Annotated in this window: 12 protein-coding genes and 1 pseudogene; 8 read left to right on the top strand and 5 right to left on the bottom strand. The window is 36.1% G+C overall.

Translation table 11 applies throughout. The annotated features are described in order from the left end of the window. Positions 1–4 precede the first annotated feature (4 nt). Together AB4865_RS05405 and AB4865_RS05400 are read right to left on the bottom strand one after the other, a co-directional pair. Positions 5–481, bottom strand: a complete 477-nt coding sequence (locus tag AB4865_RS05405; protein WP_372474697.1) for a DNA alkylation repair protein — start codon at positions 479–481, stop codon at positions 5–7. 103 nt (positions 482–584) lie between these two features. Further along, positions 585–2,081, bottom strand: coding sequence for a polysaccharide deacetylase family protein (locus tag AB4865_RS05400; protein WP_372474696.1), 1,497 nt, complete (start codon positions 2,079–2,081; stop codon positions 585–587). Positions 2,082–2,536: 455 nt separating this feature from the next. Here AB4865_RS05400 and AB4865_RS05395 point away from each other — a divergent pair, with 455 nt between their 5' ends. From AB4865_RS05395 to AB4865_RS05360, 8 genes are all read left to right on the top strand, one after another. Next, complete coding sequence (locus AB4865_RS05395; protein ID WP_372474695.1) at positions 2,537–2,887, top strand: hypothetical protein; 351 nt, start codon at positions 2,537–2,539, stop codon at positions 2,885–2,887. Between the two features lie 128 nt (positions 2,888–3,015). Further along, positions 3,016–3,330 (top strand): DUF4298 domain-containing protein, encoded by a 315-nt coding sequence (locus AB4865_RS05390; protein ID WP_372474694.1) that lies wholly within the window; start codon positions 3,016–3,018, stop codon positions 3,328–3,330. Between the two features lies 1 nt (position 3,331). Next, a complete protein-coding gene (locus tag AB4865_RS05385) occupies positions 3,332–4,252 on the top strand; it encodes a hypothetical protein (protein WP_372474692.1) in 921 nt (306 codons plus the stop codon). A 142-nt stretch (positions 4,253–4,394) separates the two neighbouring features. Then, positions 4,395–5,447, top strand: a complete 1,053-nt coding sequence (locus AB4865_RS05380) for a hypothetical protein (protein WP_372474690.1) — start codon at positions 4,395–4,397, stop codon at positions 5,445–5,447. Positions 5,448–5,746: 299 nt separating this feature from the next. Beyond that, on the top strand, positions 5,747–6,289 hold the full coding sequence (locus AB4865_RS05375) for a hypothetical protein (protein ID WP_372474886.1): 543 nt from the start codon (positions 5,747–5,749) through the stop codon (positions 6,287–6,289). A 263-nt stretch (positions 6,290–6,552) separates the two neighbouring features. After that, positions 6,553–6,843: a DUF2089 family protein gene (locus AB4865_RS05370; RefSeq protein ID WP_372474688.1), complete on the top strand. Its 291-nt coding sequence runs from the start codon at positions 6,553–6,555 to the stop codon at positions 6,841–6,843. Positions 6,844–6,846: 3 nt separating this feature from the next. Further along, entirely contained in the window at positions 6,847–7,410 is a 564-nt protein-coding gene (locus AB4865_RS05365) for a hypothetical protein (protein WP_372474685.1), read from the top strand. 19 nt (positions 7,411–7,429) lie between these two features. After that, positions 7,430–8,806 carry a serine hydrolase domain-containing protein gene (locus AB4865_RS05360; RefSeq protein WP_372474684.1) on the top strand — a complete coding sequence of 459 codons (1,377 nt, stop codon included), beginning with the start codon at positions 7,430–7,432 and terminating at the stop codon, positions 8,804–8,806. Positions 8,807–9,481: 675 nt separating this feature from the next. Here AB4865_RS05360 and msrB read toward each other — a convergent pair. The 3 genes and pseudogenes from msrB to AB4865_RS05345 all read right to left on the bottom strand — a co-directional run bounded on the left by msrB (position 9,482) and on the right by AB4865_RS05345 (position 11,908). Further along, positions 9,482–10,572, bottom strand: a pseudogene (gene msrB, locus AB4865_RS05355) (peptide-methionine (R)-S-oxide reductase MsrB). A 14-nt stretch (positions 10,573–10,586) separates the two neighbouring features. Beyond that, the gene (locus AB4865_RS05350; RefSeq protein WP_372474683.1) at positions 10,587–11,045 is read right to left on the bottom strand and encodes a DUF417 family protein; all 459 of its coding nucleotides are present in this window, start codon (positions 11,043–11,045) and stop codon (positions 10,587–10,589) included. Positions 11,046–11,377: 332 nt separating this feature from the next. Beyond that, on the bottom strand, positions 11,378–11,908 hold the full coding sequence (locus AB4865_RS05345) for an RNA polymerase sigma factor (protein WP_372474682.1): 531 nt from the start codon (positions 11,906–11,908) through the stop codon (positions 11,378–11,380). Between the last annotated feature and the right edge of the window lie 17 nt (positions 11,909–11,925).

The raw sequence follows: 11,925 nt of genomic DNA, 5'->3' as shown, positions 1-11,925 counted from the left end.
TTAATTATAAACACTTCCTCGTAGCTCGTTTTATAATCCATTGGGTGTGTGGGTTTTCGGAAGTTTTCCAGCGGTGGATAAGAGGTAAAACGGCTTCTTTATTCACTTTGAGCCAGTCGGTGAGGTGATTGGCAACGGATTTTTTCACGAATAGTATTTCGTCTTCTTTAAGGAGTTCCAAAATTTGGAAAACGGGGGCAGGATTTTCTATAAAAGTGTCTAATTTACTCGCCCAAGGGAGTTTCGGACGCAAGCCTTCACTTGCCAATCTTCGCAAATGAAAATTAGGAGATTTTGCCCATTTTTCAATGATTTCGAGCGACTTTTCAGGGTATTTTCTAATAAAAGGACGCACAACATATTCACCTGTATTTCTTTTAGTTATCTCCTCTATGGCGTTCATCGAAAGGCTAAAACACTCAATACCATAAAGTTCCACAAATCTCCCAATGGGTAAAATCCAGTAATAATGCGTGAACATTCCCGTTTGGTTAGAAGCAAAATTACAATAATATTCCTAAAAGAATAAAATTCTAAAAAAAACGCTCCAATTAAGGAGCGTTTTTGGTTATTTCTTTTTGAAATTATTTTCCATTAGAGTATTCCACACCATTTTTCATTTTTTTATGACGAAACAAATCGTCTAATGTAACGATGTGATAGCCTTTTGCTTTTAATTGCTTGATAGCCTTAGGGATTGCTTCCACGGTAGACTTATGTATATCGTGTGCTAAAATGATTCCTTGTGGTGAAGCCTTTGACATTTCAGAAGCCACTTTGTCAGCATCGCGGTATTTCCAATCTAAGGGGTCAATATTCCACATAATTACAGGTCTTTCAACCATTGCTAAATTGGCTTTGTTACGAGCTCCATAAGGAAAACGGAAATATTTAGGTTTTTCACCTGTTATTTTTTCAATAATTTGGTCGGTGAGTTGGATTTGTCTTATTGCTTCTTGATCAGAAATTTTACGAAAATCTTTATGATCATACGAATGATTTCCGATATTGTGTCCTTCCTCTATCATTCTTTTGATAGTATTTTTCTGAACAGAAGCCGATTTTCCCAATACAAAAAAGGTAGCTTTTACATTTTCTTCTTTTAATATATCTAAAAGTTGAGATGTATATACCGATGGCCCATCATCAAAAGTAAGAGCTACACACGGAACTTTTGAACAATCAACCTCAGAATTTGAGGTGCTCATATTGTTTATAATTGCCTGTTCTACAGTGTCTTTATTTTCAAATAGATGTAAAAAACGTTCGTTAATGTATTTTTGAATAATATCTTTTGGAATTTTTACAAGAAATTCACCCATATAACCACTGGCAATTTGATATTTATCAAAAATAATGTGCCAATTTCCTTCTTCATCAAAGAATAAGGCATCATAATTTTTATCGGTAGGCAATGTCCCTTCTACCAAGGTTTCTTCTACTGATTCCAAGACTTGTTTACGCTCTTGGTCATTGGCATAGCTTGTATCATTTTTAACAAAATTTCTTATTGCCTCACGAGCAAGATCTCTGATTTCGGAAATAAAACTTTCAAAATTTTCAGGCTCTTTTAATAAATCTTTAGCTGTGAGCTTTTTTTGGTTTTTTAAATCAAAAATGGAAGCAATATTTCTGTTGTCGTAATTATTTCCATAAGAAACATTTTGAGTATATAGAAAAACTAAAAAGTCTTCATTATGAAATTTTACATCAAAATGCTGATTAAAATCAAGATTTGAATTGTTGTCTTGTGTTTGATATTTTTTCAATTCTGATTTAAATTCGTTTATTAATCCTTCTGTAAATTTTCTTTCAGTTTGATTTACAAAATCATAAGGAGTGATAGGAAACGAGGCTATTAAATGACTTTTATTAGGGTCATTGCCTATATTTATGGTATATACCTGAATCTCATCGTCAATATTTTTAATCGTATTTGTTTCAGGAAGTTCTGGAATTTCAGAAGAAATAACATTTTCCAATGTGTTTTCAGAAGAAATTTCGTTGGTTTTTAACTTATTTTGCTTACAACTTATCACCATTGCCGAAATAAGTGCAAGATAAATTACTCTTTTTTTCATATCAATTTAAATGTGTATTTTGGAGCAAATTTACAAGTTTTTAGACACATAGCAAATAAACCAATGTGGTAGTATAAATTTATGAGACCTTTGCAAGGCAAATTTTCCTAAAATAAAATTGTTAATTATTTAAATATCTAATGATTGCTTTATGAAAGGTACCAAAACCCTATCTGCTATGTCCTTTGCTTCTTACGATGTAGAAAGATGCATTTAAAAAGGTTCTTTTTACGCACAAGTCTATATCATTATCGATTGGAAACCTATTTCTGCTATCATCGACAAACACTATCCAAAATGGCTTTCTGCTTCGGGCGAAAAACCTTACGATGGTTTATTGCTGTTCAAAATGTTGCTCATCGGAATGTGAAACAACCTTTCGGATGTCAAGGTAGAATAGCCTATAAATGATAGCCTATCAGCAATGAAATTTTGTGGTATGCAATTGGAGGATAATGTTCCGTTTTTACAATGTTTTAAGCCGATTCCGCACCGAACTTACCGAAAAGAAAGCTTTTGACTTATTGCTTTGTGAAATCAATCATCAGTTGGAAAAACATAGGATTATCATTCAACAAGGCGTAAAAGTAGATGCCTGTATTACGCAGAGTTCATTTCATTCGAAAAAACCGAAAACTTTTGAAATTGCCCAAGACCGAAAGGAAGACGAATTGCCCGAGGAAGAAGTTGAAAAACAAGAGCACTTCTTCAAGGAAGTGGCTGAAGATGGGGTAGATAAAGAAGCGAGATGGCTCAAAAAAAGGGAGATTTTGATTAAATCGTTCCTGAAAAGAGACAAAAAATGATGAAAAAGAATGTAATTTTGAATTTTCAGAAACACTTTTTCTAAAAAAATCATCCGAATATGAGAAAAATAGAGAGTGGGCGGTTCTTGCAAAGGACTCAATAAGTGAATACAAAAATAATGAAGAAAATGACCCCAGAACAACTACAAAACATCACAAAAATGGAGGAAATCCTCAATAAAATAGAAGATTTCACTCCGAAGGCGGAACAATTTCTGAAACAATGGCAGGAATTGCTTCCCGAAGTACAAAAACTCAACGTCTATTACGGAAGCGACCAATGGCGAAAGGATTATGACGATGCCAACGCAGGTAAAATCCCTCAAGGAATGCCTCACGGCGTACTCTCCGAAGATTCGGCATACAATGCTTTGGGCGACCAATATTTCTTAGCGGTGGATTTCTTAAAATTGGCAACTAAAATCATCTCAAGAGAAGAATAATATGAAAAAAATCCTATTGCTTTCAACCAATCACACCGATTATCATCTCGGATTTGAAGTGCAATCGCCTGAGCCGAAATTCTTTTCGTGGGACGCTACCTACGAGGAAGTTATCGCATCGCCTTTGGTGGAATGGGACAGTCCTTTTGATTTAGATTATGAGGTGTATGAGTATTACTATTTTAAATATCCGGTGCGGATGGGCAATTTGCTATTTTCCAAATTTGAATTTCGCATTCATAACACCCAGCGTAGAGATATAGCCGTACGAGAATACTATGCCAATGGAGACACACAGATAGAGGAATTTGATTTTTGGCAAGTGCATCAGCAATTAGAAAAACATTTGCCTCTCAATGAACACTATAAAACTCGTGAAGACCTCTATTCATTTTTTCAGAAAGACGAAATGACATTTCTTAGCGTTTATTACGGAGAACCTCAGCATCAATATGTGTTTTTTAATATTATCAATGCCCGTAAATATCCCGAATTAATCACTCCAATTGAAAATGAGGAGAATATACAACTTACCGATTGGGTGTTATTTCCGAAAGAATATATCGGGATAGAGACCGACTATCAAGAAAACGAAATCGTAAAACGCCGTCCACCTTTACTGACGGAAAGGTTTGGCGACCAAGCCGTATTGTGGAAAGATGAGGTGAATAAACAACTCGGGGTAAGTGTGGGTGAATTTTGCAATATTTTTCCGCTATCGAATATTAAAAAAGTGGACATCGACCGAATGCTTCCTGCCAAAGGACACGGAGCAGATTACATTTTCATACAATATAAAAACGAAAAATATCCCACCAAAATCCTTGAAGCTAACAACAACTTTTTTGATAATCATATCGTTACATTGAAAAAAATATTCGGTATGACCATTGGAATTACAGGGTTTTATTATAATTGTTAATGGTTAATTATCAATTATTAAGGATTTTCTAATATAGGTTTCGTAATATTGTAAAGGCAAATCAACATTTGCCTATAATAAATAATGTAAGGGCGAAACATTTTTTGACCCCAACGATTAACCAACATTTTATTCAATAAAGATGAAAGAAACCAATTTATTAAAAATTTTCAACCATTTCAAAACGGCGGACACGAAAAATCTTATTATGAAAAATCCGCTGTACGAAGGCACTATGGAAGTGGCTTATTGGGTACTTCCTTTTAGTTTCGATACGGGTTTTCACCGTCCTGAATACGATTATAAAAAGGAAATTAAACTGACCAACAAATTGTTCCAAATGGTGGGGTTTCCTGAGTTTTCAGGCGAAGAATTGCAAAATATTTCCAAAGGTTTGGGCTATGCGATGATGATTTTTGATTTTGCCATAAAATCCAAAAACAAAAGACAATACGAGCTTCCTATCACTTTCGGAATTTACCCTGATTCAGTTGATAATCTATACTTTACCTATTGCGATAAGCCTGTTGCAGGAGGCTCTTATCTCAGTGCTTTTAAAAATATGAAGTCTTTTGTTTTGGAAAATGCAACCGAAAACGAACGGTATTATTACGAAACGATGTTGCAACTTTCCGAAGCGGTGTGCAATGAATTGGAAATCGCTACCGAAGAGAACCAAGGCATCTTCCATAAGAAAACAGCTTCTGACCAAGAAGCCTTTGATGAATTGGTGGAGCTGTTAAACCACGATAACTATCTTTCCAAAGAGGATATCGCCGAGCTGAAAACCGATTGGCAAAACATCCACCAAAATCGTGAAGCCTTTGCTCAAAGACTCATCGATGAGGGCATTTGGTTTGAGGAAGATTTGAAATATGTTTACACTTATGAAACCGATTATTTGCTTTATTGGGCTTTTGTAGAAAAACTCAATGTGTATCGCGATGATTGGAAATTCGATCCCGAAGCATTGAGTGATTTTATCAGCGAGAATATTGGTCAGAAATTCGAAATCACCTTTGAAGAATGCGGAAACGACAGCCGTATTGTGAGTGATAAACTCGAGCAGGAAAGCGATTACACCTTACTCGACCTGACCAGTGGCAACGACGATTGTAATTTTATCATCGCCAAAAAGCAGGACAAAGAGCGTATTTACAGCCTTGCCCACCAAATGGGTTTATTGATAGATTAGAAGGAAGCTATTTCTGTAAATTAGTTACTAATGTGTTTGAAATACTCTGCCAAAATGTTTTGGAACATAAGGAAAAACCTCCTACACTTGTAGGAAAGATTCCTACAGAATGTTTTATCTTTGAGAGAGGTCATAAATTTAGCACTTTACCAAAGTTTTTAAGATTTTGGCAAAGTGCTTTCAAAAGTGTTGGCGGAAAATTTCGTAGAAACAGGACAAGTCCTATTCGTATAGTAGTTTGAATATATTCTGTCGGAAGACAACAGAAATAAAATCACTTATGAATAAAATAAAAAAATATCATTATAGGCTTTTCAGCACTGGTAGATTTTGTTTTATCAGAAGATAAAACCCTGAAAGTGGTAGTAGCGACTACTGAAGCAAACTACCATGCCCTTTTAGAGGCGAGTACGAAACCAGAAATGTACATTGGATTTATAGAAGTGAACCATAGTGGCAATGATAACGCTCCTTGGCATTTGGCAAAACAATCTTGGGAAGTGGTAAAAGAGAAACAAATAGAGTGGGTAAAAGAGGCGATAGAAGAGGTAAAAGCCGCATCTTCACAGTCTAAATTATCTACAGATTTATTAGAAATTTACCAAGCTGCACTTGATGGAAATGCAGATTTGCTCATCGTGAATAAACTCTATCAGCAACCTGTAAGATTAGTGGGCGACAGAGATTTTGAACTTATAGAAGATGCTAATGAACATGGTGCATTAGATGACATCATCAGCCACATTGCTTACGAAGTAATTTCCAAAGGAGGAAAAACACTTTTTGTAGATGAAGAATGGATTTCTGATTTAGGAAACATCGCACTGAAAAAAAGATACTAAAATAGTATTCATAAAATTTTTCCAAGCTGTCCCAATAGGGGCAGCTTTTTTTAGTTTTAACCTATCAAATAACTTCAATAGAAACATAACGGTAATTCACTTATTTCTCTTTAAAACGCTACAACACTCCTCTATCTTCCTCCAATAAAAATTCTTTTACACAAAACTTTATTTTAACTTTATTAAAAATATTTTTCATTTTATTAAAATATAAAACACTTTTGTTTATCTTTGCAACAGAAAAATTAAATTTTGTATTAAAAATGACTGCTAAAATACCTACCCTTTGTCCCAGTTGTGAAAGTCCACTAAATGTGAGTCGGATGAGGTGTGCAAACTGTGCAACCGAAGTTTCAGGTGAGTACCAACTTCCGCTATACTTAAAACTCAACCGCGAGGAGCAAGAGTTTATCCTCAATTTTTTCCTATCCAGTGGGAGCATCAAAGAAATGGCAAAACAAGCCGAGCTTTCCTACCCCACCATGCGAAACAAAATGGATGATTTAATCGAAAAAATAAAAAAACTCAATCAAGAATCTTTAACAAACAAGTAAAAAATGAAAAATTTCTTTAATCCTTTCGTCAAATATTCTGAACAAAAGTTGCTCTTTGTTGGATTGCTCTCTTGGGGATTGATGAACTTGGCAATGTTCCTCTTCGATAGCCGAATGAACGGCCTACTACACATTGCCGACGGCGAAACCAATACTATGAAAAACCTGCAAGTCACCAACGGCATATTCTTATTTAATGTACTCTGCTTTTTTGTACTGGCAAAAATCATTAACTTCAAAACACGGTTTATCGATGTGCTTAATAGCTTTCTGGTGAGCTTGTTGCCACTGGTTATTCTTGTGTTTTTTACGCATATTCCTGCCATTCATCAGCTGAATAAAAAGATCGTTGCTCGGGCACAGCACCTCGAACAATTGTTTTCTAATCTATTGGAAGTTATAGGGTTTGCGATTTCCACCCTCGTTGCGTTGTTTTTTGTAGTGTATGCGGTGGTGCTGATGTACAACGGCTTCAAAACCGCTACCCATCTGAAAAATGGAATCTATACGGCTATATTTTTTGTACTCCTATTTATATTAAATTCTATTACACAAGCGTATTTTTAATTGTTAATTCTAAAATGTTATGTTGAAAAGATTTTTATTACTCGTTGTTGCCTTATGGTTTACACAAAGCGTATTTGCCCAAATTGTAGGAAGATGGAAAGGAGATTTGGATATTCAAGGTGTAAAACTCCCTTTGGTATTTGAAATAAAAGCCACCGAAAACGGCTATAACACCACGGCTTACAGTCCGAAACAAACTTCTATGGGTATTCCTACCAGCAAAACCGTTTTTCAAAACAATGCACTAACGGTAGAAATTTCAGCACTACAAGCCTCGTTTAAAGGCGTTTTAAAAGACGGTAAAATCACAGGAACTTTCACGCAAGGGAAAGAATTTCCTTTGGTATTGGAAAAAACCAACGAGGAAATAAAAGCAGTGGAAGACCCTGTTATTGCAGATTTGGGCAACCGTGCCATCAACACCCAAAAATTATCCGCTTATCTTGATTATTTGGTAGAAAAACAGAAGATAGCAGGGAGTATTTCTATCTTCCGAAAAGGGAAAGAAGTGTATAAAAAACACTTTGGGCAGGAGTTTTTGCCTACAAAAAACTACAACCAACAAACGGCGTATCAAATCGGGTCGATTACCAAGCTGTTTATGGCAACAATGCTAATGCAGGAAGTGGAAAAAGGCACGCTGAACCTCAATGACAAACTGGAAAAATTTTTCCCAAAAATGCCTAACGCCCAAAACATTACGCTACAACAAATGCTCAACCATACCAGTGGTCTGAAGGATTATGTTACTGGAGAATGGCTCACGGAAAAGGCTTTTGCACCTCAAGTAATTTACGATACCATTGTAAAACAGGGCGTGGACTTTCAACCTGGGGAAAAACAAAAATATTCCAACTCGGCATATTATCTATTGTGCAAAATTTTGGAACAAACCACCCAACAACCGTTTAATGTATTGCTCCGCGAACGAATTGCAAAACCTCTGAATTTAGACAATACTTTTTCTGCCTTAGACAGACCTACGAATATTTTTGCTTCGTACAACCTACACCAAACTCAGCTACAAGAGGTAAAGGATTTTAATTTTATAAATGCCTTAGGGGCAGGGGATATTACCGCCACTACAACCGATTTGAACCGATTTGTAGAAGCTCTTTTCAAAGGCAAGTTGCTGAAAAAAGAAACCCTACAACAGATGATGCCCGTAGAAAAAACTTGGGGGCTGTGCGTGATGAAAGCTCCTTTTTACAACAAGACTTCTTACGGACACGGCGGCACTACTCTTGGCACGGACGCTATTATGACCTACAATCCCGAAGATGATTTGTCTATCAGCTTGTGTATCAATGCACGGGGGATGTTTTCAAACAATGAAATTACCATTGGCATACTCAACATTCTTTACGAACTCCCGTTTGATTTTGAAAAGGAATAGAATTTGAGAAAATTGATATAAAAAACTGCTCGGAAAGGGCAGTTTTTTTATTGTTAATTGTAAATGATTAATGCTTACTAGTTTCTAAATGGTTTTCACTCCAGTGAATGGCTTCCCCACAAATAAAAACAGGCTTTTATGAATGCATAATTGCTTCCCCACAAACAAAAACAGGCTTTTATGAATGCATAATTGCTTCCCCACAAACAAAAACAGGCTTTTGTGAATGCATAATTGCTTCCCCACAAACAAAAACAGGCTTTTATGAATGCATAATTGCTTCCCCACAAATAAAAACAGGCTTTTATGAATACATAATTGCTTCCCTACAAACAAAAACAGTCTTTTATGAATGCATAATTGCTTCCCCACAAATAAAAATAGGCTTTTCACTCCAGTAAATAACTTCCCCACAAACAAAAACAGGCTTTTCACTCTAGTAAATAGCTTCCCCACAAACAAAAACAGGCTTTTCACTCCAGTAAATAGCTTCCCCTCAAACAAAAACAACCTTTTTCCTTGAATCCGTAGGATTCGAATATTTATAGCTTGAGAAAAGCATAAAAAAATTCGACCCCATCGGGGGTCGAATACCAAATCTTCATCTTTTTTCTATAAACATTTGACCCCATGGAGTCAGCTGATGTTTTTTTAATGATTAGATTAAATTGATAATCATTTTTTCTCTAATAAAGGTAAATAAGCTGCGTAACCTTTTGCTTTCATTTCCTCTTTTGGGATGAATTTTAGCGAAGCACTATTGATGCAGTAGCGGAGTCCACCTTTGTCGGCAGGGCCATCGGTAAATACATGTCCGAGGTGAGCATCGCCTGTTTTGCTTCTCACCTCTGTGCGTATCATTCCGTGCGACTTGTCCAGTACTTCGGCGATGAGTTTTTTGTCAATCGGTTTTGAAAAACTGGCCATCCACATCCTGATTCAAATTTATCAGTAGATATAAAGAGGGGTTCACCAGTGGTAATATCTACATAGATTCCCTCACGAAATTCGTTCCAATATTCATTGTCAAACGGCCTTTCAGTAGCACTATTTTGGGTTACCTCGTACTGAATTTTGGTCAAGTTTTTTTTCAGTGTGGCATCATCTTGTTTTTGATAATTATTTTCTTTCTTGGGATTGGCGTTTTTTGCTCGTTCAAAAAGTTGTGGATTGATGTGGCAATAGCCCCCAGGGTTTTTGTCCAAATAATTTTGATGGTATTCTTCTGCATCATAAAAATTTTCGAGCGGAAGGTGTTCTACCACAATGGGTGTTGAGTATTTTTTTGCCAATTGGTTCAGTGCTTTTCCTATGGTGGCTACATCTGCTTTATCTGTATGATAAATTCCGGTGCGGTAGCGTGTACCTCTGTCGTTACCTTGCTTATTGAGACTGGTAGGGTCTATGGTTTCAAAAAACAATTCTAAGAGCAGCTGTAGAGAAACTTCGGTAGGGTCATACACTACTTTTACGGTTTCGGTAAAGCCCGTTTTATCCGTATAGACTTCTTCGTAAGTAGGATTTTGGGTACTTCCGTTGGCATAGCCCACTTGGGTGGCTACTACACCTCTCACTTGTTTAAAGAAATGTTCTGTACCCCAGAAACATCCCCCTGCGAAGTAAATTTCTTTTGTATTTTTCATCTTATCATTACTATTTTCTATGGTTTCACTTGCGGTATGCGGTGTAGGAGTGCTTTGGCATCCCTTTGCCGACAAAAATATAAAAAGAGGTAATACGGTGCTAAAAATGTGTGTAACTTTCATATTATTTACTGTTTTTAATGGGTTTTATTGTGAGTAGTGTTTCCTAAAAGCATGATTCCAAATCCTAATAAAAGGAGGTCTTTTAGGATAAAAAAATCGGTAATAGGAATACCATCTACCACTCGCCACATTTTAGGGGTGGTAAATAGATAGCTCAGCGTGATTAGGAAGGTAAGTATCATCGCCCAAGCCATGTATCTACGCAAAGGAACTATCCAAATAGAGGCTACTAATCCCAATGCCGTACCGATTTCTATCAGCCCAATGACATTAGAAACAGCTTGTAAGCTAAAAAAATCATACACCCAAAAAGTAAGCGGATGATGTGCTACCAAATCTTCTATGGCTTTTGCCTCGGAAGGAGTAAATTTAAAAATACCTATCCAGAGGAGAATAAGTACCGCTCCAAATAGGGATACGCAATATCCCATTTTGAAGATGAGCAGGTTTTCAGTTGCTTTTTGTCTTAACATATCTATTATTTTTTTGTTTGATATGTTAGTCTGCACGGAGAGTAAAACCTGACAAAAAAAATGTTATTTTTTCATTTTTTCTTTCATTCTTTGCTTAAAGTCCTGAATTTCAATTTCCTCAAACCCCTCTTTTTTTTCGTCATTGGTATGTTTACTGAGGAGTTGGTCTATCAAAGTGACTTTTTTTTGGTACGCTCTGCACATTTTACAAATGTTTACATGTGCTTTTAATCGTATTTTTTCCAAAAAAGTAATTTGATTGGCATTTTTTTTCTCTATGAGCATGGAAATCTCCGAACATGGAAGTATCCAAAAATGAATCCATCGGTTAATCATTCTACAAAACGGTTATTTTCTAAACATTCTCTCAGTTGTAAACGGCTTCTTTGAAGTATTTTCCAAAGATTTGTCGGGGTAATCCCCACTTCCTGACACACCGCTTCGTTTTTTTTCTCTTTGAGATAATAGAGTTTTAGAGGAATTTTCCATCGTGGGGGCAATTTTTCTATACATTCGTGCAGGCTTTGTTCCCATTCTTCGGGTGTGTCTTCCCAGGGCTGAATGATACTTTCATCTTTCCAATTGCCATTAGAGTCAAAAAAATGAGAGAGGTTATTTTCAATAGGGTTTTTGTATTTTTTTCGATAAAAATCTGCCACTTTGTTGTGCAAAATGGCATAAAGCCAAGTGAGAGGATTGCTTTTGTTTTGGAAGGAATCAAAAGCAATAAACGATGCCGTAAACACTTCCTGCACCATATCTTCTGCCTCTTCCTTATCTGAAACCATGTACAAAGCCCTACGAAGCAGAGGTGCTGAGTAAGCATCAATCCACTCTTCTATGATAGCATATTTATCTTTCATCAATAATAATTCTCGGC

The organism is Capnocytophaga sp. ARDL2 (assembly GCF_041530365.1).
Lineage (GTDB): Bacteria > Bacteroidota > Bacteroidia > Flavobacteriales > Flavobacteriaceae > Flavobacterium.
Note: the sequence above shows the minus strand (reverse complement) of the source record. Positions and strands in the feature narration are given on the sequence as shown.